Source organism: Buchnera aphidicola (Brachycaudus tragopogonis), from assembly GCF_964059175.1.
Classification (GTDB): domain Bacteria; phylum Pseudomonadota; class Gammaproteobacteria; order Enterobacterales; family Enterobacteriaceae; genus Buchnera; species Buchnera aphidicola_BM.
This window is the reverse complement of the sequence record NZ_OZ060418.1, coordinates 117,759-144,012: the sequence shown is the minus strand read 5'-3', so window position 1 is coordinate 144,012 and position 26,254 is coordinate 117,759. Positions and strand designations below refer to the sequence as shown.

Annotated in this window: 24 protein-coding genes, 1 tRNA gene and 1 pseudogene; 4 read left to right on the top strand and 22 right to left on the bottom strand. The window is 24.4% G+C overall.

Features of this window, described 5'->3' with window-relative positions; all coding sequences use genetic code 11:
- Positions 1-84 precede the first annotated feature (84 nt).
- Together glyQ and glyS are read left to right on the top strand one after the other, a co-directional pair.
- The gene (gene glyQ, locus AB4W64_RS00700; RefSeq protein WP_367678142.1) at positions 85-996 is read left to right on the top strand and encodes a glycine--tRNA ligase subunit alpha; all 912 of its coding nucleotides are present in this window, start codon (positions 85-87) and stop codon (positions 994-996) included.
- Between the two features lies 1 nt (position 997).
- Positions 998-3,070, top strand: coding sequence for a glycine--tRNA ligase subunit beta (gene glyS / locus AB4W64_RS00695; RefSeq protein WP_367678141.1), 2,073 nt, complete (start codon positions 998-1,000; stop codon positions 3,068-3,070).
- Between the two features lie 14 nt (positions 3,071-3,084).
- Here the strand turns inward: glyS and yajC are convergent, their stop codons facing one another.
- From yajC to ydiK, 12 genes are all read right to left on the bottom strand, one after another.
- On the bottom strand, positions 3,085-3,417 hold the full coding sequence (yajC, locus tag AB4W64_RS00690) for a preprotein translocase subunit YajC (protein ID WP_367678140.1): 333 nt from the start codon (positions 3,415-3,417) through the stop codon (positions 3,085-3,087).
- 19 nt (positions 3,418-3,436) lie between these two features.
- Positions 3,437-4,543 (bottom strand): tRNA guanosine(34) transglycosylase Tgt, encoded by a 1,107-nt coding sequence (gene tgt / locus AB4W64_RS00685; protein ID WP_367678139.1) that lies wholly within the window; start codon positions 4,541-4,543, stop codon positions 3,437-3,439.
- Positions 4,544-4,575: 32 nt separating this feature from the next.
- A complete protein-coding gene (gene queA / locus AB4W64_RS00680) occupies positions 4,576-5,649 on the bottom strand; it encodes a tRNA preQ1(34) S-adenosylmethionine ribosyltransferase-isomerase QueA (protein ID WP_367678138.1) in 1,074 nt (357 codons plus the stop codon).
- A gap of 53 nt (positions 5,650-5,702) precedes the next feature.
- Complete coding sequence (locus AB4W64_RS00675) at positions 5,703-6,005, bottom strand: integration host factor subunit alpha (protein WP_367678137.1); 303 nt, start codon at positions 6,003-6,005, stop codon at positions 5,703-5,705.
- Between the two features lie 4 nt (positions 6,006-6,009).
- Entirely contained in the window at positions 6,010-8,409 is a 2,400-nt protein-coding gene (gene pheT / locus AB4W64_RS00670; RefSeq protein WP_367678136.1) for a phenylalanine--tRNA ligase subunit beta, read from the bottom strand.
- Positions 8,410-8,421: 12 nt separating this feature from the next.
- Entirely contained in the window at positions 8,422-9,411 is a 990-nt protein-coding gene (gene pheS, locus AB4W64_RS00665) for a phenylalanine--tRNA ligase subunit alpha (RefSeq protein WP_367678135.1), read from the bottom strand.
- A gap of 208 nt (positions 9,412-9,619) precedes the next feature.
- Positions 9,620-9,976, bottom strand: a complete 357-nt coding sequence (gene rplT / locus AB4W64_RS00660) for a 50S ribosomal protein L20 (RefSeq protein WP_367678134.1) — start codon at positions 9,974-9,976, stop codon at positions 9,620-9,622.
- Between the two features lie 38 nt (positions 9,977-10,014).
- The gene (rpmI, locus tag AB4W64_RS00655) at positions 10,015-10,212 is read right to left on the bottom strand and encodes a 50S ribosomal protein L35 (protein ID WP_367678133.1); all 198 of its coding nucleotides are present in this window, start codon (positions 10,210-10,212) and stop codon (positions 10,015-10,017) included.
- Positions 10,213-10,304: 92 nt separating this feature from the next.
- Positions 10,305-10,844 carry a translation initiation factor IF-3 gene (gene infC / locus AB4W64_RS00650; RefSeq protein ID WP_367678286.1) on the bottom strand — a complete coding sequence of 180 codons (540 nt, stop codon included), beginning with the start codon at positions 10,842-10,844 and terminating at the stop codon, positions 10,305-10,307.
- 3 nt (positions 10,845-10,847) lie between these two features.
- Positions 10,848-12,776 (bottom strand): threonine--tRNA ligase, encoded by a 1,929-nt coding sequence (gene thrS, locus AB4W64_RS00645; RefSeq protein ID WP_367678132.1) that lies wholly within the window; start codon positions 12,774-12,776, stop codon positions 10,848-10,850.
- Positions 12,777-12,938: 162 nt separating this feature from the next.
- Positions 12,939-13,985 carry a 3-deoxy-7-phosphoheptulonate synthase gene (locus AB4W64_RS00640; protein WP_367678131.1) on the bottom strand — a complete coding sequence of 349 codons (1,047 nt, stop codon included), beginning with the start codon at positions 13,983-13,985 and terminating at the stop codon, positions 12,939-12,941.
- 338 nt (positions 13,986-14,323) lie between these two features.
- Positions 14,324-15,406, bottom strand: coding sequence for an AI-2E family transporter YdiK (gene ydiK, locus AB4W64_RS00635; RefSeq protein WP_367678130.1), 1,083 nt, complete (start codon positions 15,404-15,406; stop codon positions 14,324-14,326).
- 165 nt (positions 15,407-15,571) lie between these two features.
- Between ydiK and AB4W64_RS00630 the strand changes: the two genes are divergently transcribed.
- Positions 15,572-15,967 carry an iron-sulfur cluster assembly accessory protein gene (locus AB4W64_RS00630; RefSeq protein WP_367678129.1) on the top strand — a complete coding sequence of 132 codons (396 nt, stop codon included), beginning with the start codon at positions 15,572-15,574 and terminating at the stop codon, positions 15,965-15,967.
- A gap of 1 nt (position 15,968) precedes the next feature.
- On the opposite strand, the gene tyrS is transcribed toward AB4W64_RS00630, so the two are convergent.
- The 10 genes and pseudogenes from tyrS to AB4W64_RS00580 all read right to left on the bottom strand — a co-directional run bounded on the left by tyrS (position 15,969) and on the right by AB4W64_RS00580 (position 26,000).
- Positions 15,969-17,237, bottom strand: coding sequence for a tyrosine--tRNA ligase (gene tyrS, locus AB4W64_RS00625; protein ID WP_367678128.1), 1,269 nt, complete (start codon positions 17,235-17,237; stop codon positions 15,969-15,971).
- Between the two features lie 169 nt (positions 17,238-17,406).
- The gene (priA, locus tag AB4W64_RS00620) at positions 17,407-19,587 is read right to left on the bottom strand and encodes a primosomal protein N' (RefSeq protein ID WP_367678127.1); all 2,181 of its coding nucleotides are present in this window, start codon (positions 19,585-19,587) and stop codon (positions 17,407-17,409) included.
- Positions 19,588-19,595: 8 nt separating this feature from the next.
- The gene (nth, locus tag AB4W64_RS00615) at positions 19,596-20,231 is read right to left on the bottom strand and encodes an endonuclease III (RefSeq protein ID WP_367678126.1); all 636 of its coding nucleotides are present in this window, start codon (positions 20,229-20,231) and stop codon (positions 19,596-19,598) included.
- Positions 20,232-20,238: 7 nt separating this feature from the next.
- Entirely contained in the window at positions 20,239-20,925 is a 687-nt protein-coding gene (locus AB4W64_RS00610) for an electron transport complex subunit E (RefSeq protein WP_367678125.1), read from the bottom strand.
- Positions 20,915-21,553 carry an electron transport complex subunit RsxG gene (rsxG, locus tag AB4W64_RS00605; protein ID WP_367678124.1) on the bottom strand — a complete coding sequence of 213 codons (639 nt, stop codon included), beginning with the start codon at positions 21,551-21,553 and terminating at the stop codon, positions 20,915-20,917. Before rsxG ends, AB4W64_RS00610 begins: the two co-directional genes overlap by 11 nt.
- Positions 21,550-22,581: an RnfABCDGE type electron transport complex subunit D gene (locus AB4W64_RS00600; RefSeq protein WP_367678123.1), complete on the bottom strand. Its 1,032-nt coding sequence runs from the start codon at positions 22,579-22,581 to the stop codon at positions 21,550-21,552. The genes rsxG and AB4W64_RS00600 overlap by 4 nt, the downstream gene beginning before the upstream one ends.
- A gap of 50 nt (positions 22,582-22,631) precedes the next feature.
- Positions 22,632-24,128: pseudogene (rsxC, locus tag AB4W64_RS00595) on the bottom strand (electron transport complex subunit RsxC); the annotation flags it as partial.
- 94 nt (positions 24,129-24,222) lie between these two features.
- Complete coding sequence (rsxB, locus tag AB4W64_RS00590) at positions 24,223-24,717, bottom strand: electron transport complex subunit RsxB (RefSeq protein ID WP_367678285.1); 495 nt, start codon at positions 24,715-24,717, stop codon at positions 24,223-24,225.
- Between the two features lie 2 nt (positions 24,718-24,719).
- Complete coding sequence (gene rsxA / locus AB4W64_RS00585; RefSeq protein WP_367678122.1) at positions 24,720-25,301, bottom strand: electron transport complex subunit RsxA; 582 nt, start codon at positions 25,299-25,301, stop codon at positions 24,720-24,722.
- A gap of 87 nt (positions 25,302-25,388) precedes the next feature.
- Positions 25,389-26,000: a riboflavin synthase subunit alpha gene (locus AB4W64_RS00580; RefSeq protein WP_367678121.1), complete on the bottom strand. Its 612-nt coding sequence runs from the start codon at positions 25,998-26,000 to the stop codon at positions 25,389-25,391.
- A gap of 177 nt (positions 26,001-26,177) precedes the next feature.
- Here AB4W64_RS00580 and AB4W64_RS00575 point away from each other — a divergent pair.
- Positions 26,178-26,251 (top strand) — tRNA-Val (locus tag AB4W64_RS00575).
- Positions 26,252-26,254 lie beyond the last annotated feature (3 nt).

Sequence of the window (26,254 nt, the reverse complement as noted above, 5' to 3'; positions counted from 1 at the left end):
ACAAAAAATACATACACTTATTATTACATATAATTATAACAAACATAAAATATATCTTCTATTATCCCCCCTTCTGGATATGAAATGAAAAATTATCATAATACTTTTTATAATCTAATTAAAATTTTACAACAATACTGGATGCAACAAGAATGTACTATTTTTCAACCACTAGACCTTCCAATAGGCGCTGGTACATTTCATAATATAACTTTTTTAGGTACTATTGGGCCTGAACCAATAAGAGCAGCATATGTACAACCTTGTCGTCGTCCTGCCGATGGCAGATATGCAGAAAACCCTAATCGTTTACAACACTATTATCAATTTCAAGTTGTTATAAAACCTCCTCCAAAAAACATCCAAACAATCTATCTAAATTCATTAAATTTATTAAATATAGATAAAACAGTACATGATATACGTTTTGTAGAAGATAATTGGGAAAATCCTACATTAGGTGCTTGGGGAATTGGTTGGGAAGTTTGGTTAAATGGGATGGAAATCACTCAATTTACTTATTTTCAACAAGTGGGTGGATTAGAATGTGATCCTGTTACTATTGAAATAACATATGGACTAGAAAGAATTGCTATGCATATACAAAAAAAAATAAATGTATATGATCTTATTTGGAATAAAAACAAAAATAAAATCATAACTTATGGTGATATTTTTAAACAAAACGAAATAGAACAATCAAAATATAATTTTCAATATGCTGATATTGATTTTTTATTCAATTCTTTTAAAAGATACGAATTAGAAGCACAAAAATTAATAAATTTAAAACCACCACTATTGCTCGTGGCATATGAAAAAACACTACAAGCTAATCATATATTTAATTTATTAGATGCAAGAAAAGCAGTATCTTTGAATGAACGTCAAAATTATATTTTACGTGTACGTAAGCTAACAACGCAAATTGCTCAAAAACACTTTAATATAAGAAAAAAAATAGGTTTTCCACTATGTCAAGAAAAAAGAGACTGACATGACTAAAAAAATATTATTAGTAGAAATTGGAACTGAAGAACTACCTGCTAAAATTCTAAATACAATATCTTTATCTTTTCATGACAATTTTACTAAACAATTAAAATCACTTAATATTTCATATAAAAATATTGAACATTTTTCTACTCCTAGAAGACTAGCATTAAAAATTATAGATATCGATACATCTGATAAGACAATTGAAATAGATAAAAAAGGTCCATTAATAATAGATTCTTATGATAAAAATGGTTTACCTACAAAAGCTGCTCATGGCTGGGCAAAACATTGTGGAATTAATCTTGATCAAGCTGATCGTATGAAGACTAAAAAAGGTGAATTTTTATATTTTCGAAAAAAAATAAAACAAGAGAATATAGAGATATTAATACCTAAAATCATTGAAACAGCACTTAAAAAAATTATCATAGAAAAACCTATGAGATGGGAATCAGAAAATCAAAGATTTTCTCGTCCTATTCGTAATATTTTAATTTTATTAGACAATCAAATAATAAAAGGAAAAATATTTAATCTCTTCTCCAACAATTTCCTTCACAATCATATTTCTTCAAAAGAAAATAAGATAAAAATTAGACATGCCAAACAATACCCTTGCATTCTTTTATATAAACATAACATTATAGCAAAATATGAAATTCGTAAAAAAGAAATTGTTAAACAAATCGACATACTTGCAGAGCAAAAAAATGGTTTTATAAAAAAAAATAATCATTTAATTGAAGAAGTCACTGCTTTAGTCGAGTCTCCTACAGCACTTCTAGCTAATTTTGAAGAACAATTTCTTAAAATACCAAAAAAAATACTAGTATATGTTATAGAAAATCAACAAAAATGTTTTCCAATATATAATTTAAAAAATGAGCTTCTTCCATATTTTATTTTTATTTCAAATATTAATTCAAAAAAGTACAATGAAATTGTTATAGGATATGAAAAAGTTATGCATGCACGACTTTCAGATGCTGCATTCTTTTTTCAAAATGATAAAAAAATAAAATTAGCAGATTATATTTTGTCTCTAAAAAAAGTTTTATTTCAAAACAACTTAGGTTCGTTATATGAAAAAACACTCCGTCTTCAAGTTTTAATAGAATGGATCGCAAAATATAGTCTAATAGATAAAAAAAATTCAATTAGAGCAGCATATTTATCTAAATGTGATCTAGTAACTAATATAGTCTGTGAATTTCCAGAATTACAAGGTATCGCAGGCATGTATTATGCTTTAGCAGATAAAGAAAAAAAAGATATTGCTATTGCACTTAAAGAACAATATTTACCATCTTTTTCAGGTGATCAAATCCCATCTACTATGATAGGTTGTTCATTATCTATTGCTGATAAAATAGACACTTTATCAGGTATGTTTTTTATTGGTAAAACACCTAACTCAGAAAAAGATCCGTTTGCTTTAAGACGATTAGCTATAGGAATTCTGCGTATTATTATAATGAAAAATATACCGTTAGATTTAAAAGATTTAATTAACAAAAGTCTTGACGTATATAATAAAAACCATACTAATAATTTATTTTTATATGATAAAATAATCAAATTTTTTATTACAAGACTAATCCATTGGTATGAAAAAAAAGGATATGATATAAAAATTATAAAATCAGTACTATCATTTAAACCAACGCAACCAATAGATATTGATAAAAAAATAAAATCTATCGCTTTTTTTCAAAAATTAGATTATTCACAATCAATAATATTATCTGTAAAAAGAATATCTAATGTTTTAAAAAAAGAAAAAGTAAAAATTACTGGAGATATCAATATAAAATTAATTAAAAAAATAGAAGAAAAAATGTTATTAAATCAAATGAATAATTTTAATATATGTACAAAAAAACTGTTTAAAGAAAAAAAATATAAGGAAATTCTATTAGAAATAAAAGAATTTGAACAACCTATAAATAACTTCTTCAGTAAAGTACAAATATATGATATTAATTCAGAAACACGAAAAAATAGATTAATTTTACTAAAAAAATTAGAAGAAATGTTTTATAAAATTACTAATTTTTCTTATTTATATTAAAAAAAAAGAAATAATTATAAAGATTTTAGAGTACCTTTTGGTAATGATGATGCTATAAAATCTTTTTTTATAAATACTTCTGTATTATCATTTAATTGAAGTGCAATATATCCATTTTTTGTGATTTTATTTATTCTTCCTAATAAGCCGCTAGTTGTTATGACTTCATCTCCTTGACTTAGAGAATCCATAAGGTTTTTATGTTCTTTATCTTTCTTTTGTTGAGGGCGAAAGAGCATAAAATAAAAAATTAATAAAAATATTACAAGCATGAATATAAGAGAATATGAATTGCCTTCTGATGACTGATTTACTGCAGCATGAGCGCTTTGAATAAAAAAATTCATATATTATTTTCCTTATATTTTATATAGTTTGTTTTTGATTATAAAAATTCAAAACAAATTGATCAAATGTATTATTTTTTATTGCATTTCTTATATTAAACATTAACTTTTGGTAATAATGTAAATTATGTATTGTATTTAAACGGGCTCCTAATATTTCATTACAAGAATCTAAGTGATGTAAATAAGATCTTGTATAATGTTTACAAGTATAACAAGTACAAGTCTGATCTAATACAGACAAATCTTTTTGATATTTTTTGTTTCTAATTTTAATTACACCATTAGTAACAAATAAATATCCATTTCTAGCATTCCTAGTGGGCATTACACAATCAAACATATCTATACCACGACTTACTCCTTCTACTAAATCTTCTGGTTTACCTACTCCCATTAAATATCTAGGTTTATTTTTTGGCATTTGAGGACAAATATGTTCTAACATTTTATGTAATTCTTTTTTAGATTCTCCAACAGCTAAACCACCTAATGCATATCCATCAAAATCTATTTTCATTAATTCTTGAAGTGAGATGTCTCGTAAAGATGGATATACTCCTCCATGAACAATACCAAATAATAAATTTTTGTTTTTGTATAAATCAAAATATAAACGACTTTTTTTTGCCCAATACAAAGATCTTTCCATTGCATTTTTTGTTTGTTCCCAATGACGAGTATATGCAATACATTGATCAAAGATCATAACAATATTAGAACCTAAATCTAACTGAATTTTCATGGAAATTTCCGGAGTTAAAAAAAAATTTTTACCATTAATATGATTTTTAAACAAAACTCCTTCCTTATCAACTTTGCAAAATTTTGAAAGACTAAAAACTTGAAATCCTCCAGAATCAGTTAGAATAGGTCCAGACCAATTCATAAAATCATGTAAAGTTCCATGTAATTTAATAATCTCTTGTCCAGGTCTCAAATGTAAATGAAAAGCGTTCGCTAAAATAATTTCACTACCTGTTTCTTTAATTTCTTCTATACTAAGGCTTTTTACTGTACCATAAGTACCAACTGGCATAAAAATAGGCGTTTCTATTATATCCTTATCAAAAATAAATCCACCATATCTAGCATTACCATCGTAATGAAAAACTTGAAAATTCATTTTTTCTCCATAATATTTTTATTTTTCAAATATTACTTTATAACTTTTTCATATGGTGCATGCGTGTTATACGTTATGTACATGGCATCACCATAACTAAAAAAATTATATTTGTTTCTTATAGCTTCATCATAAGCATACATAGTATTTTTATATCCTAAAAAAGAAGATACTAACATAATCAGAGTAGATTCAGGTACATGAAAATTAGTAATTAATGCATCGACAACATTATGTTTATAACCAGGATATATAAAAATATCAGTATTACCTGTAAAATTTTTTTTATCATGCCATTGAGAAGAATGATATACACTCTCTAAAGCACGAAGCGTACTAGTCCCAACTGCAATAACACGCCCACCTTTTTTTTTACATAATTGAATTTTTTCAATTAACACAGAAGAAACTTCAACTAATTCAGAATGCATAATATGCTCTTTAATATTAGACGTTCTAATAGGTTCAAAAGTTCCAGAACCTATATGTAATGTTACATAATCTATATCTACTCCTTTTTTATAAAGACAATCTAATAACGGCAAATCAAAATGCAATCCAGCAGTAGGAGCTGCAATAGAACCTATTTTCTTTTTATATACAGTTTGATATAATTCTGAATCTAATTCAGATGCAAATCTTTTAATATAAGGAGGTAGAGGAATATGTCCAATTTTATAAATAATTTCAATAGAGGAAGTAATATTGCTATGGAATAAAATTTCAAAAAAAGTATCTCTATAATTAACTATAGAACTTTTAATTTCGTGATTTTTTCCAAAAAAAATCTCACTGCCAATATTAATATTTTTAGAATTTTTAATTTTTACTAAAATTCTGTTAAAATCTATTATTCGTTCAACTAAAAATTCAATTTGTCTACCATTTTTGTTATATCCAAAAAATCGAGCTGGGATAACTTCAGTATCGTTTAAAATAATTAAATCATTAGAATCAATTTTATCAATAATATCAGAAAAACGTTTGTGAGATATTTTTCCATTTTGTCCATTTATCATCATTAAACGACATTGACTTCGAACAAAACAAGGGTAAAAAGATATAAGTGATTTTGGTAAAACAAAAGAAAAATCAGAAAGTTGCATATCTTACTTCTTATCAAAAAAAAGAAAAAAATTTTTATAACATAAAATAAATATTATTGTTTTTTATTTGACAAATAACTCTTAATTCTACTTTTTAATTTTTGACCAGCTTTGAAAGTGACTACTCGTCTAGCTGTTATAAGAACAGCTTCTCCTGTTCGGGGATTTCTGCCAGGACGTTCTTTTTTATCTTTTAATTCAAAATTTCCAAATCCAGACAATTTAACATTTTCTCCTTTTTCTAATGATTTTCTTACTTCTTCAAAAAAAAATTCTACAAATTTTTTTGAATCTTTTTTAGTTAATTGTAATTTTTCAAATAAATTTTCTGAAATTGCAGCTTTTGTAAGCACCATAAATTTATTTCCTTAAAATAACTTGAAATATTTTCTTTAATGCTCCTATGCAATCATTCATCATTAAATTAATTTCATTTTCTTGTAAAGTTCTTTTTCTATTTTGAAAAACAAAACTAATACCTAAACTTTTTTTATTAAAAAATTCTTCACAAGAATATAGATCAAAAATATTAATCTCTACTACTGTTTTAACAAAAAATTTTTTACATGCATTAATAATATCAGATACCGCAATATCGTCTGATATTAATATTGCAATATCTCTTCTAATAGAAGGAAATTTTGAAACTTCTTGAATTTTTGATGGCTTAACATATGAAAAATGATTTAATAATATTTCGAATAAAAATGTCGCACTATTTACGTTTAACTCCTTTTCTAATCTTGGGTCTACAGCACCAATGCTACCAATAAAATTATTCTTAAAATATATAGATGCACTTTGTTCTGGATGTAGCCCATGAATCTTTGAAGGTCTAAAATCTATGTCTTCTAATCCACATATTTGTTCTAATACAGATTCTAAGTCACCTTTTAAATCATAAAAATCTACTTTTCTTATTTCATGAGAATACCAATTTTCTTTAATATAATCACCGCTAATTACTCCTGATAAAAACATCTTTTGTTGAACTCCAAGATTAGATTTTTTATCAACTGAAAAACAAAGACCTCTTTCAAAAAAACGAACGTTCTTTTGTTGACGATTTTTATTGTAAGAAACGGTTTTAAGTAAACCAGGCCATAATGATGAGCGCATACATGACATATCTTGAGAAATAGGATTAGATAATAATATTTTTTTATTATTTGGAAACATGATATCTTGTATGATTGGATCAACAAATCCATAAGTTATAACTTCATAATAACCTTTATTAATTAATATAATAGCAGATTTATCTAAAAACAAATTAGTTAATTCACTTTTTTTAGTAAAATTTATTGATCCTTGTAAAGGACTTAAGGAAATATTGTTATAACCATATATTCTAAGTATATCACTTATTACATCTTCTTCAATAAGTATATCAAATCGCCAACTAGGAGGAATCACATCCCAATATTTTTTTTCAAAAACTAATTTATATTCTAGATTATGTAAAATATTCATAATAAAATCTTTTTGAATAATTTTACCAGTAATTTGATTCAATGTCTCATGATGTAATCGTATTGAATTATTAATTGACGATAACAATGAAACATTATTTTTTTTATTACTAATAGGACCGGGTTTACCACCACATATCTTTATAATTAAATCTGTTGCATATTCAACAGCATAATTTTGCAAGCAAGGATCAATACCATATCTGTAATATTCTAATACCTTGTTAGAATTTATTTTCTTAAGTATATTAATAATCATTTTTTTATCAATTAAAAATGTACTCAAAAATATGTTTTTAGTATTTTTATTGATTTCCGAACTATAAGAATTTATATTACCAGGAATAGACAATATTTTATATTTATCAGAAAAAACTAATATTTCTTCATTTAAATTTACTTGAATGTTATCTTTTAAAATTATTTTTTCTTGATTATCTGCCATTCTTATAATAATACGATCATTAATGTCATCTGCATCTAATGCATTTAATGGTTGTCCAAGCTCAATCAATACATAATGTATAATATTTGTAATAATATTTTCAGATAAACTATTAGATAGAAATAATTTTTTTTTCATCCAAAAAGGAGTATCAATATTTACATTAACATTTTGAATAATTCTTCCAATATAATCAATAGATATTTTTTTGTTTTTAATATCAATATCAATCTTTTTTTGTGTATCTATAGAAATTAATTTATTTTTTAAAGGCGCTATTTTTAAGTTATTTATAGCTGCAATATTACGTGCTATTCCTAAAATACTTAAACCATCTGGACGATTTGAGGTAACAGATACTTGAACAATATTGTCTTTTAATATTAAATAATCATTCACATCAACACCTAAAGGTACTTCTTTAGAAAATTCAATAATTCTATTACTTTTAACACTGTCAAATAAACCTAATTCAAAAAAAGAACATAGCATTCCTTCTGAGAATTCTCCTTTAAAAAATTTTCGATCAATTTTAATATTTTGAGGTAAAATCGCTCCAACAAGAGCAAGTGCAACTTTAATATTATTACGACAGTTAGATGCTCCACATATAATATTTAATAATTTTTCATTACCGATATCTACTTTTAATATTTTTAAATTATTAAATTTAGGATGAAGAATACATTGTACAATTTGACCAACCACCACACCACTAAATATAGGTTGGAATTTTTCTATAGATTCTACTTCTATACCTGAACTGGAAATTTGATCATATAAAACACTACGATCTACTTTTGGATTTATCCATTCAAGCAACCACTTTTCACTAAATTTCATTTGATCTTCTCACTAATTATATTTAAATTGTTTTAAAAATCTTATATCATTTTCAAAAAAAGATCGAAGATCAGAAACTCCATAACGCAACATAGTAATTCTTTCAATACCTATTCCAAAAGCACAAGCAGAATATAAACTAGAATCAATATTTACGTTTTTTAAAACTTGAGGATGCACCATTCCACATCCTAATATTTCTAATGATTTTCCATCATCATTAATAATATCTACTTCTGCAGAAGGTACAGTAAAAGGAAAATATGATGGACGAAATTTAATAACAATTTTTTTACCAAAAAAATCATATAAAAAATTATATATAATCCATTTTAAATGTGAAAAGTTAATATTTTTATCAACTATTAAACCTTCAATTTGATGAAACATAGGTGTATGTGTAACATCATAATCATTACGATAAACTTTTCCAGGAAAAATAAATCTAATTGGAGGCTTTTCTTTTTTCATAATTCTAATTTGCATACTTGAAGTTTGAGTTCTTAATAAACGATTGCTATCAAGCCAAAAAGTATCATGAGTATCACGTGCTGGATGATTTTTAGGAATATTTAAAGCATCAAAATTATGATATTCATCTTCTATTTCAGGACTATTTATTGCTTGGAAACCTAGCTTTAAAAAAAAATTATTAACAGAATTAATAGTATGTGTAATAGGATGTAAAGAACCCTGATGCACACGACGTCCAGGAAGAGAAATATCAATTTTTTCTTTTTGAATGCGTTGATTTAACATGATTAAATTTAATTCTTTATCTTTTTTATTAATTTCACTAATAATGTTTTTTTTTATATGATTAATCATCATACTGTATTTTTTTTTTTCTTCAAAAGAAAAATATTTTATGTTTCTTATATAAGAGTTTAAAATTCCTTTTTTACCTAAATACTTAATACGAATTGCATTTAATTGATTAGACGTATTAGTATTGTTTATATCTGTTGTAATAGTACTAAATAATTTGTTTAAATTTAACATTTTATGTTCTTATATAATTTATTTTTTAATTATATATTTAAAATACTAAAAAAGCTCCCATAAAGGAAGCTCATTTTTTAAAAATATATGGTTAAAATAAAATGCATTAAGTAATTTGTAAAACTATAAAATATTTATTTTAATAATTATTAATAATAGAAAGGAGGAAATTCTAATTCCTCCTCTTAATATCATTAAAATACATTATTTATAATAAAGCTTCCTTTGCCTTTTCAATTAATGCATTAAATGAAAATATATCAAATATAGCAATGTCAGATAATACTTTTCGATCAATGTTAATTGAAGCTTTTTTTAAACCAAACATAAAATTACTATAAGACATTTGACTTTGACGAACTGCAGCATTTATACGTGAAATCCATAACTGTCGGAATTGTCTTTTTCTTTGACGTCTATCACGATAAGCATACTGACCAGCTTTAATTACTGCTTGATACGCAACTCTATAAATACGAGAACGCGCTCCATAATAACCTTTTGCTTGTTTTAAAATTTTTTTGTGACGAGCATGAGCGACTACACCACGTTTTACACGAGCCATTGATGCTCTCCTGTTCGTAAAATCTTAATAAAATGAATTTACGCATACGGTAAAAAAGATTTAACTCTATCTATATCTCCTGTCGATACTAAAATCTTAGGACGAAGATGACGTTTTTTACTTGTTGTTTTTTTAGTTAAAATATGACGTAAATTTGCTTGTTTACGCTTAAATTTACCAGATGCAGTTTTTTTAAAACGTTTAGCTGCACTTTTTAAAGTTTTAATTTTTAGCATAAAATATTTCATTTAAATTATAAAAAGAAAAATATAAGAAATTATTGAAAATAAATCATATATTTATATTTAAAACATCTAGTCAAAAATTACTATTTTTTCTTTGGTGCTAAAATCATAATCATTTGACGACCTTCAATTTTAGATGGAAATGATTCAACAACTGCCAAGTCAATTAAATCATTTTTTACTCGATTTAAAACATCTACACCTATTTTTTGATGCGCCATTTCGCGACCACGAAATCGCAAAGTGATTTTTGCTTTGTCACCGTCTTCTAAAAATCGTATTAAATTACGTAATTTAACTTGATAATCGCCTTCGTCTGTTCCAGGCCGAAATTTTATTTCTTTTATCTGAATCACTTTTTGTTTTTTTTTCTGCTCTTTAGAAGATTTACTTTTTTCATAAAGAAATTTTCCATAATCCATAATACGACAAACTGGAGGTTCAGCATTAGGACTTATTTCTACTAAATCTAACCCTAATTCTTCAGATTTTTCTAAAGCTTCTCTTAAATGAACTATACCAATCTGATTACCTTCAACGTCTGTGAGACGAACTTTAACAGCTCGTATTTCGCCATTAATTCGATTAGGACGTGTTAATTGAATTCGTTTTCCACCTTTAATACTTTATTCCTCCATTTGATAAAAGTTACGCTCGACAATTTCTTTTTGTAACTTTTTAATAAAAATATCAATGTCAATCATTCCAAAATTATGACCATTTCTACTTCTAACAGAAATTTTGTTAGATTGTATTTCTTGTGTACCACAAATTAATATGTATGGAATTCGACGTAATATATGTGTCCGAACTTTAAAACCTATTTTTTCATTTCTTAAATCAGATTCTACACGAATATTAGCATCAGAAATTTTTTTAAATAATTGTTTTACATAATTTGTACTATTATCAGAAATACTAATAATTACTACTTGTATTGGAGACAACCATGTTGGTAAATTACCTGAAGATTCTTCAATTAATATACCAATAAAACGCTCTATTGAACCTAATATAGCTCGATGAATAATGATAGGCACTTTACGTTCGTTATTTTCATCAATATAAAATGATTTTAAACGTAACGGTAAATAAAAATCAAGTTGAATAGTCCCACATTGCCAGTTTCTATCTAAAGAATCTTGTAAAATAAACTCAATTTTAGGTCCATAAAATGCACCTTCACCTAATTGATATTCAAATGATAAATGATTTTCTATTAGCATATCAGACAAATCTTTTTCTGATTTATCCCACATAGAGTCAGATCCAATACGTTTTTCTGGACGAGTGGAAAGTTTAACTAATATTTTTTTAAAATTAAATATACTATACATATCATATATCATTTTAATACAATTATTAATTTCAGGACGTACTTGTTCGGGAGTACAAAATATATGAGCATCATCTTGAGTAAAATTTCGTACTCTCATAAGACCGTGTAAAGCACCTGATGGTTCATTACGATGACAACTTCCAAATTCTGCCATACGAATAGGTAAATCTCGATAAGATTTTAATTTATTGTTAAAAATCTGAACGTGTCCAGGACAATTCATAGGTTTGATACAATATTCTCGATGTTCTGATAATGTTGTAAAAATTGCATTTTTATAATTGTCCCAATGCCCACTTTCTCTCCATATTAATTTATCTATTAATAATGGTGTTTTAACTTCTTTATATTTATATTCGTTTAATTTTTCTCGAACAAAATTTTCTAATTCATTAAATAAAATCCAACCATTGTGATGCCAAAAAATCATACCTGGAGATTCTTCTTGCATATGATATAATTCAAGAATTTTTCCAATCTTTCTATGATCTCTTTTTTCTAATTCATTTAAATAATTTAAATGTTTTTCTAATTCTATTTTATTAGACCAAGCAGTACCATAAACACGCTGTAGCATCTTATTTTTTTTATTACCTTGCCAATAAACTCCTCCAATTTTTTGTAATTTAAAATATTTACAAAATTTTATATTAAAAGCTTGCATTCCTATATCAATATCTACATAATTTTCATGATAATATAAAGAAACATTATTTTTTTGACTAAAAATTTTATGAATTAAAGATATTTTATATTTTTCAGAACATTTTTCAAAAATTTCAAGTGCTTGAGAAAAAGAAACTATTTTATTAAAAATATAATATTCTTTTTGTATAAATTGATTCATCTTATTTTCTAATAATAAAAGATCTTTTTTTAAAATATTTTCTTCTGCATCTAAATCACAATAAAATCCATTTCCTGAAATATTACTTTCAGCAATTTGAGCAAGAGGCCATATATTTTTTATAGCATAACTTAAAAGTTGTGCACAAGAATATCGAATAACGTTTAATGCTTGATTATCTTTTCTACTAATAAATTTTATAGTAGAATCTTTGGTGATTAAAGTATTTAAATTTGAAAAACGATTATCAACAGAAATTGCAATAATAGATTTTATAATACTAGGTTTTTTACGTTTAATAATCTCTATCAATGGAACAGAATGCTCGTACACCTGTTGACTTCCATCACAAAATCTTATTAGAGGCATTCTTTAAATCCTCAATTCAAAATATCAATTGTTTATTATCTCAAAAAAAAATAATTGTACGTAGTGTCAACTTTTAGATAAGATATTATCTTATCTAAAATAATAAAAAGTTTTATATTCACCAAAAGGTGCTAGCCAAATTTTTTTTGACTAGCATATAAATTAAAAACGAGTGTCTACAGCATCTGCTAATTGTTTAATAATCAAAGTACTATCTTTCCAATTTAAACAAGCATCAGTAATTGATTTTCCATATATTAATGGTTTATTATTAATGACTTGTTGAAAACCTTCTTCTAAAAAACTTTCAATCATAACACCAAATATAGCTTGAGAACCATTAGCAATTTGATTAGAAACAGATTTAGCAACATTCTTTTGACGAAGATGTTCTTTTAAACAATTACCATGACTAAAATCAATCATTAAATATTCTGATAAACCAAATTCACGTAAATGTTTTACTGCTGAATTAATATCGTCTGCATGATAATTAGGTGAACGACCACCTCTCATAATAATATGTCCATAAGGATTACCACTAGTATGATTGATTGTCATTTGTCCATTTTTATTAGGCGCTAAAAATAAATGTCTAACTTGTGCTGCACGAATAGCATCAATTGCAATTCGTATATTTCCATCAGTACCATTTTTAAAACCGACTGGACAAGAAAGAGCAGATGCCATTTCTCTATGAATTTGACTTTCAGTTGTTCTGGCTCCAATGGCTCCCCAACTAATTAGATCCGCAATAAATTGGCCTATAACCATATCAAGAAATTCTGTTGCTGCAGGCATACCTAATGTATTTATATCTAATAATAACTTACGAGCAACCGCTAATCCATGATTAACTCGAAAACTACCATTTAAATCAGGATCTGAAATTAATCCTTTCCAACCAACAACTGTTCTTGGTTTTTCAAAATATGTACGCATTATAATTTCAAGACGATCTTTATATTTCACACGTAGTTCATATAATCGATGTGCATACTCTACTGCAGCAATAGGATCATGAACTGAACATGGTCCTATTACAACAAGTAATCGTAAATCTTCTCCAGTCATAATACGAGCAATATTTTGTCTTGTTGTAATAACATTATCCATGATATCTGAAGTAATAGAATATTGCTTTGCTAATTCAAATGGAGTTACTAATGGATCAATTCGTATTGTACGTAGTTCATCTGTTTTTTTCATTTTTTTCTCTAAATGAATTTTTTGTTCTGGAAAGAATGGCAAGATGTGATAACAATTACAAAAAACTAATTAGGTACAAGTTTCTCTGTAATATTTTTTAAAATACCTATATAGAAAAAATTTCATAATGTTTGAAAGTAGAAATTTTAATAGTATACTTTAAATAAAATGATAAAATTTTAACTAGGAAATAAAATGGAAACTAAATTTTTAAAAGAAATATTATTTTTTTTTGATTAATTATTAAATATGATTAAATAATATTTATATTATCATAATTTAGATTATGTTGAATTAAAAGTATTTATTCTATGCATTATGTTTCTATCAACAAAAATTTATTTTAATGATGTATTTTCTAAAATAGATGCAATAGAAGTACCGTACATCCATGATATTATTAAACGATAAAATATTACTAATACAACCGGACCAATAAATAAACCAATTATTCCAAAAGCTAATAAACCACCAATCACTCCAGATAAAATTAATAAAATCGGTAAATCTGCTCCCATTCGTATAAAAAATGGTCTAAGTATATGATCTAGTACGAATACAAGACAACTCCAAATTAATAATATTGTCCCCCAAGTAGTATCATTATTCCAATAAAGCCATATAATAGAAGGTATTAAAATAGGTAGTGGTCCTAATTGCACTAAACAAGAAAAAACAATTATTATCATTAACAATCCCCAGTAAGGAACACCAGAAATTAATAATCCTATACCAGACAATATAGCTTGAATTAGAGCAGTGACTGCTACACCTAAAGCGACAGCTCTTACAGCTTGAACAGCTAAAAAAATAATTGGATCTCCATTTTTTTTACTAAGACGACATGCAAAATGACGAATGGATTTACTGATTTTTTCACCATTCCAGTACAACAATATACTAAATAAGAGCATTAACATTAAATGTACAACAAAAAGACCACAATTCTTAGCTTGAAGGATAATAAATTCAGTTGTACGTCCCATATAAGGTCGCACTTCACGAATTAATTCGCCTCCATCACCAGATAATAAATCTTGATAACTTATAAACATTTTTTTACCAATAAGAGGAATATCTTGAAGCCAAACTAATTCTGGAAATTCTAAATTATTTGAACTAAACCAATGAATAAGAGGAATACTTGTTGAAATTAAACTATTAACTAAAAAAAATACTGGAATAATAAATAAAAGAAGCAAAATAATAATCATTATTGCCACTGCAAAACAACGTTTACCACCTAAAAATTTTTGTATTTTTAACATTAAAGGCCAAGTCGCAATTACAATCATACTAGCCCAAGAAAATCCTAATATAAATGGATGTATTACTAAAAAACTTATCACACCCATAGAAATAATAAATATCAGTGATAAAATAGACTGCGATAAATCCATTTTTTCTTTTGGATTTTGCATATAATTGTTTTACCTCAATATTTTTATAAAAAAATTTTTTATTTCTTTAAAATATGAAATAATTATAGCATTAAAATTTATAAAAATAATTAATAAAAAGAATATTCTTTAATATGTAACAAATATTTTTTATGATGATACATATATTTTCAAAGAGAGAATGGCATGAACAAAATTGATATCGATACTTGTTTTTCAAATAAAAATGTATGGAAAAAAATTTCAATAACTGACAGCGCTGTCAAACAAATTTTGTTTTTAATTAATAAAGATCCTAATAACAAAGGCATAAAATTAGGTATAAAAAAGTCAGGATGTGCAGGATTTCGATACACTATGAAATTAATTAAACATTCAGATCTAAATAAAAACAACGATATAAAAGAAATAATATTCTTTTATAAAAGTATTCTTATATATATTTCTTCTAAAGAAATATCATTTTTAGAAGGATTGAAAATAGATTTTATAGAAAACAATATTAATAAAATATTCAAATTTTATAACGCTAAATTAGAAACATTTTGTGGTTGTGGTGAAAGTTTTTCTATTAACAACTAGACTACCAACAAAGCAGACAGTGTTTTTTTTTCCCTCTAGATAATAAAGTAAATTTTCCAAATAATTTATCATTGTTATTAAATATATGATTTTTATTAATTTTTTTAGTGTTAATAGATATAGCATTAGAAGTTATCATATATTTTGCCTGCGTTTTAGATTTAGATAATGCAGATAAAACTAGTGCTTCTTGTAAATCATGCATATGATCTATATGAATTGATGGTATGCCATCTTGTTTTAGTTGTTGTAAATCAGATTCTTGAATATGATTAATATTTTTTAAAAAAAGAAATTCTGTAATTCTTTCTACTGCTAATAATTTTTCTTCTCCATGTACAAAACGAGTAATATTTTTAGCAAGAAAGGATTTATCATGTATAATTTGATTATTAATATTTTTTTGTTTTTCTCTTTTTTCTATTTCTGCTAAACTAATAAAAGTAAACATTCTTAAAAAATTATAAACATTAGAATCATCTATATTTATCCAAAATTGATAAAATTTATATGGACTAGTTTTATCCGCATCTAACCAAACAGTACCTGATTCTGTTTTTCCAAATTTAATTCCATTAGACTGGATAAGAAGAGGTACTGTTAAACCATATACTTCTTTCTTTAATTTTCGATGTATTAAATTCATTCCTGAAGAAATATTACCCCACTGATCAGAGCCCCCAATTTGCAATTGTACTTGGTGATTTTTGTTTAAAATAAAAAAATCATATGCTTGCAATAAATTATAAGAAAATTCTGTAAATGAAATTCCTTGATCAGGTCTCTTAATACGCTGTTTAACTGCTGATCGATTTATCATAGCATTAATTGAAAAATATTTTCCTATATCGCGTAAAAACGATAAGATATTCATATTATAAAACCAAGTGTTATTATTTAATAATAAAACAGGATGTTCTTGATCTTTAATATTTAAAAAATAGGAAATTTGATTACTAATTTTATCTGTCCATATATTAATATTATTAATATCATGAAATACTCTTTCTTTTATTTTAAAACTTGGATCTCCAATTAAACTTGTAGCTCCTCCTATTAATACTATAGGTTTATGACCTGCCATCTGAAATCTTTTCAAAGTAATTAAAGGTAAAAGATGACCGATATGTAAACTTTCTTCTGTAGGATCAAAACCGCAATAAACGGCAATAGAATGATTTTTAATGAGTTTATTTAAGTTGTCTTCATTTGTAACATGAGATATTAAACCTCGATTTCGTAATTCGTTAATTAAATTAAATTTACTCATTAAAAACCTCATTTTTAATATTTATTTTTTTTTTTAATTTAAAAAAAAATGTTTTTCTTGTAGTGTTATTTTTTATATTTTATTTTTAAAGTATTTTATGATAATTTTATAAGAACTTCAATGCAGAAAAGATAGAATTATTTTTTATAATATATTCTATATAATTTTTTTAAATTGGCTCTATATCTATAAACCATTTCACTTTTTTAGCAATAGAAAAATAATTAATTAAATCAATGCACTCATTTAATAAATTATTAAGATATATATGTGAAGAACATTGAATTAATAATTGATGAACATGTTTTTTATTTTTTAAAAAACAAGAAGGATGAGGACCTACATACCATAAAAAACAATTATATTTTTTAGATTTTTTTTTTAAAATGCTGAACATCAAATTCAAAAAAATCATATTTCTTTTAGGATCGATACTTTCAGAATAAATTATACTTTGAACACTCCAAGGAGGTAATAAAAATTTTTTTCTAATTGATAAAATTTTATTAGCAAAAGAAAAATATCCATTATTATATAATTCTTTTAAATTTAAATCATTAGAAAATGATGTTTGTATCAATATCTTCAATGATTTTGTATTCTTTTTAGATAATTTTCTTAAATTCATATAAAATTGAGCAAAATATTCTATAGCACGAAACTGAAAAGAAAAAAAATAATTATCAATACACGTTAAACTAATTAGTTTAACATAAGGAAAATAATAATTATGAACAATATCTTCTGTTGAAAAAATAATATATGGGTTAGAACTAAAAAATTCAAAAGATTTTTTATCAATTACATTTTTATTAATTTTTTTTTTATTTAATAAAAAAAACAATGGTTTTTTAGGAAAAATTTCTTGTATTTTGTTTTTAACGTTCTCTATTCCTATATTTTTTATTATTAAAGATAAAGATTTACAATGATAACAAAATAATGGTTGTTTTATTTTAATTAAACAAAATCTACAAAACAAAATATTATGATATTGGTTAACTTCAAAATAATTATTACAATTAACACATGTCAATACAAATTTACAACAATTACAAATTAATACTAAAAAAGATAAACTAAAATTATTTAAAATAAATAATACCTGCTTTTTTTTAAAATTATTATTCACTTCATGAATTAATGAACTAGATAAACTAAATTTTATTTTTTCTTTTTTTAAATCAATAATATCATCATTAAAATGCCTAATATTATTACGTTTCTTAATTTCTATATAAAAACATTTTTTTAAAAAAATATTATGTAATGTTTTTAATGAAGGAGTATCTGAATCTAAAACAACAGGTATATTTTCCTTATATGCTCTTAGTATTCCTATATCTCTCACGTTGTATCTACAGTGATCTGTTTTTTTATAATTTAAATCATGCTCTTCAAGAATAATGATCAATCCTAACTTCAAAAAAGGTAAAAATATACTTTTTTTAGTACCTATGACAATAGAATTTTCACCTTTTTTTATTCGCATCCAATTATTTAAATATTGCATATTAGTTAATTTTGAATGCATGCTATCAATAGTAATATTAAAAAATTTATTTAAAAATACAAAAATTATTTTTATATCCTTAAAATAAGGAACTATAATTAAAATTTGCATATTATTATTTAATACAAAATCAATTAATCCTAAATAAAATTTCACTTTTTCGTATAGGCTAATTTTAGTTAACAACCAAGATGAAAATTGTTTTTTTATCATAATATTATTAATACAATCTAAAATTTTTTTATTTAAAAAAAATTTTTTTTTACTTTTACAAATATATGTATGTTTTAATAAAGGTTTAAAATAAAGACTTTTTCTACATAGCCCCTCTATTTCTAAATTTTTTAAAATATTTTTACATATGTTGTATCTTTTTAATTCAGAGCTTAAAATATTTTTCTGTTTTAAAAAAATTAAAGTGCTGAGTTTTTTTGTTTTTTTTAAAACACTCTTACAATCTGTTTCTTGACCTTTTTTAGTTATAATCCACTCATAAATATATGTATCTTTTGGTAAATATTTATTACGCAATAATCTTGGCAAAATAGAAAAAAATAAATTTCCAATAAAACATTGATAATTCCTATTTATCCAAAAAATAATATCTAATAAAATATTAGTATACAAAGATTGAGTATCAATTAATGATTTAACAAATTTAAAATTTAATTGTCTTATATCTTCTATCTCATAAAATGAAACAACAATACCTACAATATCTTTAGATCGAAAAGGAACGACTATTCTTCCACCAATAATAGGATACATTATATCAGACATGAAATATTTAAAACGTTGTCGAATAGAAAACGGTAAAACTACTTCTACAATAATCACTTATATACCTATAAAAAATTTTTTTTATTAAATTCACATAGCTGAGCTATTAAACATATATTACATTTTACTTTACGTGCAGTACAAACATAGCGACCATGTAATACAAACCAAGAATGAATTTTAAATTTAAAAAAATTAGGAACTACTTTCATTAATTTATTTTCCACTTCTTTTACATTTTTACCTGTAGCAAAATTAGTGCGATTTGCAACTCTAAATACATGAGTATCTACAGCAATAGTATTTTTATTAAATAATACATTTAAAATAATGTTAGCTGTTTTTCTTCCTACACCTGGTAAAGACTCTAATTCGATTCGATTGTTTGGAATTTTTCCATTGTATTTATATAAAATTAAAAAAGAAGTCCGAATAATATTTAATGCTTTAATATTATACAATCCAATGTTTTTAATATAACTTTTAAGATTCGCTAAACCTAAACATAAAATACGTTCAGGAGTGTTTGCTATTTTAAATAATTTTTTAGTAGTTTTATTAACAATCGCATCAGTAGACTTGGACGAAAGAATTACAGATAATAATAATTCAAAATCAGAAGAAAAAATTAATTCTATTTGCGGATTTGAATTATGAGTGTGAAACAATGATAAAATTTTGTAACGTTTTTCTTTGTTCATAATTCAATTATTTTTTTATTTTATTTATGCAAGAACATTTTACATGAGTTAAAATAGTACTTTTTTTATTTTTTAAATCTATAAAATTTTTAATAGCAATTACACATCCTAATATAAAAAAACCACCTGGAGGAGCAATAGCTAAAAACGTTGTAAAATTTTTATCAAAAATTTTGATAAAAAAAGAACTATCTATACAATAAATTATTTTATTAAAACCAAAAAATAATGTTCCATTACCTAATATTTCTCTTATAGAACCGATTAAAAACATAGAAAGCGTTGAACCTAAACCAATTAAAAATCCATCTAAAAAAGATACTAATATAGAATTTTTATATGCAATGCAATCAGCTCTACCTATAATAATACAATTAGTTACTATTAATGGAATGAAAACACCTAGTGCCTGATATAAATCAAATGCATAAGCATGAATCAACATTTCTATAGATGTAACAATAGAAGAAACTATCATCATATAAATAGGAATTCTTATATCTTTAGGTATATTTTTTTTAAAAATAGAAATAACTGTATTAGTAAGTGTTAACACTAAAGTAGTTGTAATTCCTAAACCGATAGCATTAGTAGCATTCGTTGTCATTGCCAAAACCGGACATAATCCTAATAATTGAACTAAAGAAGAATTATTTTTCCATAGTCTATTATTTAAAAAATTTTTAATTGTCATAAACGTGTTCATTAAAAAAATGAAAAATAGATGGTATAGTTTTAATAAAAACTACTGTTCTTTTAACAGAATTAGTAACAGATTGCGGCGTTATTGTAGCACCTGTAAATTGATCAATTTTTCCTCCATATTTCTTTAATAAAAAATTCTTATCTGCTATAGAAGATACACGCATATTAGTAAAAATTTTAATCCAATTCGACACAGATAATTCAATTTTATCTCCAATTCCTGGAGTTTCTTTATGCGAGATGACTCTTACACCAATAATTTTTCCATCAAAATATGCAGCAACCAACATATTAATAGAACCAGAGTAACCATCAGGAGCAGTCGTTTCAACAATTGCTGCTTCTGGTTTATTATTTTTAATACTAAATAATAACCATAAATTGTGTGTTTTATTATTTCCTAAAAATTTGTTTTTTATTTTGTATAATTTTTTTGTAAATCTCTGACATATTTGTTTAGGAATAACTTGTTGTAACAAAATTTTTTTTTCTTGTTCTTTTTGGTAAATTATTTTATTTTTTGTTATACTATTTATTAATACTGTGCCAGCTACACATACCGTAGAAAATAGACTAATCAAGAAAGCATTTTTTAATATTTTTTTTCTTGTTTTCATGTATTATTATGACCGTATCCAGATGTTTTTATATAATGATCAATTAATGGTACTAACATATTTGATAATAATACTGCAAAAGCGATTCCATCTGGATATTCGCTATAATTACGAATAATCCAAACTAAAAAACTCATAATAACACTAAATATTATTTTGCCCAAATTAGTACAAGCAGTAGTAACTGGATCTGTAGAAATAAAAAAAGCACATATCATCGTCCCTCCAGAAAAAAGATGAATCAATGGCGACATAAACAAATCTTGTGAATAAAAATAAGTAACACTCGATAAAAAACCTAAAAAAAACAAAAATACTATAGAAATACGCCAACAAATAATTCTTTGAAATAATAAAAATATTCCACCTAGAAAAAAACTTATATTAATATATATTGAACTTTTTCGAAAAGAAATTTTCTTATGATGTACTATCTTTTCTTCTGTATAATCATTATTTTGAAAATGAGATTTAATCTTAAAATTGTTTAAAGGAGTAGCTTCTGTAAAATTATCAATAAAAATATTTGAATTATTCAGTGTACTTTTATTAGAAAAAATAACATTGAAAGATTGCTTCATGTCTTTTACATAAGATATATCCGAACTCATTTCATTCCAATTATTCATATGAATAGGAAAAGATATTAACAATACTGCATAACCAACCATAGCTGGATTGAATATATTTTGACCAAGTCCACCATATAAATGTTTACCAACAAGAACAGAAAAAAATATTCCAAAAACAGTAATCCACCAAGGTAATAAAGAAGGTACACTCACTCCAAACAAAATTGAAGTTAAAATTACTGAATTATCCAACAAATGCATTTTTATTTTTTTTAAACGGATCTTTAAAACAATCATTTCTAAAACTACAGCAACTATTATAGAAAAGATAATTTGTATTAATGTACCAACACCAAAAAAATAACATTTAGCTAAAATTCCTGGAATACAAGCAATAATAACTAAAAACATTATTTTTCTAACACTATAAACATGGTATATATAAGGAAAATTCATTTTTTTTTCTTATTTAACATATGATTAAAATACTTTTTTGATAAAAAAATTTACTTTTTAAACTTCATTCGTTCTATTGCTGCTTGTACTTTTTCTTTTCTTATATTTTTTTTAATATTATTTATTTTTTTATCTTTAATACTAATCATATTAGTACTTTTCACATCTTTTAAATCAATCATAATTTTACGATTCAATAATCTTTTTTCTCGTCGTTTAAAACGTAAAAATGATATTTTTTTACGAACGTCTTCTAATTGAATATTTTTTACAATATTTTTTTCTTTTTTGAAATACTTAACTAAAGGAATATAACTAGGACATACTTTTTCACATGCTTTGCATTCTATACAGTCTAATATATGATGTTTTTTTGTTTTTTCATGATCATTGTTTTTACTATACCAATACAGTTGCTGAGGAAGTAAATTTACTGGGCAGACATCAGAGCAACTGCCACATCGAATACAACTCTGTTCAATAAGATTTTTATCTTCTTTTGTTTTAAACTGAATTGAAATACAATTTGTGCTCTTTAATATAGAAAAATTTAAATCGTTAATTGTTTTTCCCATAAACAAACCACCAAAACGCACATGAGCATCAATATACATTTTATTTTTATAATCAGTTAAAAAATGTTTAATCGGAGTACCAATTCTAGTCCAAAAATTTCCAGATAAAAAATTTGCATCACCTAAAAAAGTAATAATACGCTCAGTTAACGGCTCTCCATTTATAATTGCTCTTTTTATTGCATATATTGTTGCAACATTAAAAACAAGATACCCTAGATCTATAGAATGTTTATTATAAGGAATTTCTTTTCCTATTAAAGATTTGATAAGTACTTTACTACTACCTCCAGGATATTTTGTTTTAAGAATACAAATTTTAAATAATGATTTATTTTTGATTAAGTTATGAATTTTTGCGATTGCTTCAGATTTATCTTCTTGAATAGCAATTAAAACTATTTTAATATTAGATATCCAAGATATAATTTCACAACCCTTTAAAACTTCATGCATGTAATTATTTATTAAACAGTTATCTGCTGTTATATACGGTTCGCTTTCAACTGCATTCACCACTAAAGTATGTACTTTATTTATACTTAATATCAACTTTCTAGAAGATGAAAACTGACTACCTCCAAGACCAACCACACCCGATTGATAAATAATTTTAATTAATTGTTCAGAAGTATATTTTTTATAATTTTTAATAGGTTTTAATTTTATCCATTGATCTAAATAATCAGATAAAATCACAATTTTAATATTTTTTTTATTCTTGTTAAGAGGACTTGAATAAAGAAAAATATCTTCTATATAGCCTGAAGTAGGTGAATGAATAGGAACATTAAAAAGATCGCCAAAAACTAAAGGTTGTCCACGTAATACCTTTTCATTTATCTTAATACGTAATTTTGTATTATAAATATTACTATCAATAAAAATAAAAAATCTTTTAGGAAGCGGCAAAGATGTCGGAAAATAATTACTAGATTTTTGATTTATAATCAAACATTTTAAACCACCTTTAAAATCATATTTTTTTTTATATTAAAAAAATTAACAACAGTATTTTTCCAAAATTTTATACAAAACATTTTTAATTTTATTAAAATTATATTTTTCATATATCTCTTTTTTTTATTTTAATACAATTAGTTGGGCAATGTGATAAACAAATATTGCAACCAGTACAAAATTCTTGTAAAACTGTATGCATAAAGTTAGGAGCACCAACTATTGCATCTACTGGACAAAAAATAGCACATTTTGAACATCCAACACAGTTTTCTTCATCAATCAATACAGTAGTATTAAATGTTTTTTTTTTAATTAATGAATCGTTTGAAGACGTTTCAACGTTTAATATTCGAGAAATCTTATATATAAGATCAGTTCCACCTGGAATACATTTATTAATTTTTTCAGAATGACAAACTATTGCTTCAGCATAAGGATAACAACCAGAATATCCACATTGTGCGCACTGACTTTGAGGTAGCAATTCATTAATTATTTCTACAACAGGGTCTTTTTTTGATTGAAACTTATAACTAGTAAAACCTAATATTATTCCTAGAAAAAAAGATAATATACTAAAAATAAGAATTGTAAATATCATTAAAATCTCACTAAACCTTTAAATCCCATAAATCCAACAGAAATTAGACTCACAGTGATTAAAATAATAGGAGCACCTTGAAAAGAACGAGGAATATCAGATAATACCACACGCTCGCGAATACAAGAAAAAATAATCATTACTAAAGTAAATCCACATGATGCACTTATACTATATAGAATAGATTCTATAAGCGTATAATTTAAATATAAACTAAATAGTGGAATGGCCAAAACCGTACAATTAGTGGTAATTAAAGGAAGAAAAATTCCTAGTAAACGGTATAAAATAGGACTGGTGCTGCGCAATATTATTTCTAAAAACTGCACACTCACTGAAATAATTAACATATAAGCAATGATTCTCAAATAAACCAAATTGAGAGGTAATAAAATAAAAAAATTAACAAACCATAATAATACTGATGATACTACCACAACAAAAGTAGTTGAAAAACTTATACCAATAGCTGTTTCTATTTTACTCGAAGCCCCTAAAAAAGGACATAAACCTAAAAATTTTACTAAAATAAAATTTTCAATTAATATATTAGAAATAAAAAATAAAAAATAATGTTTCATTGCAATGCCTAGAATCAAGTATTTTTATATAATTTTGTTATAAAAAACTTTTAAAAAATTAAATTTTTAAAAAACAAATAGTATATTTTATATTCTTTTTTGAATTAAACGTTCTGTTGTATCTACGATTGTTTTTGTATAAAAATCAATCTCTAGATTCAGTATACTACCATTTTTTTTGTCTTTTATTGTAGTAGATAATAAAGTTTGAGGTATAATGTGAACAGAGAATTCATCCTTAATAATGTCTCCAACAGTTAAGCTTATTCCATCAATGCAAATAAATCCTTTATAAAAAATATATTTCATTAATTTCATATTATTAACTTTTAACCATAAAACATAATTATTATCAAAATTTAATACTTTAGAAACCTGAATTGTATTAATAATGTGACCAGATATTATATGTCCACCAATTTCATCCCCATATTTTACAGATCTTTCAATATTAACCTTATCTCCAACATTTAATATTGCTAAATTAGTATTTTTTAAAGTTTCTTCTATTGCATCACATACTATATAATTATTATCAATTAATCTTATGGTTAAACAACATCCATTATGAGCTACTGAAGCACCTATTTTTAAATCTTTAGATAAATTAAACGGGATTTGAACCATGTAACTATTACTTTTTTTTTTCTTTTTTATAGATAGAACAGTACCAATTCCATTTACAATACCTGTAAACATAATATTTCCTTAAAATAATATTATTAAATTAATTTAATCTATATATATATTAATAAAAATATGGAAAATAAATTTTATTTTGTTATAAATAAAAAAATTTGTATATTATATCAATAATAATATATAATTTAAATTATAAAAATATACATATAATAATATTCTTTTTTTAAATTGTTTACGTTCGTAGCTCAATTGGTTAGAGCACTACCATGACATGGTAGAAGTTAGTGGTTCAAGTCCACTCGAACGTATAA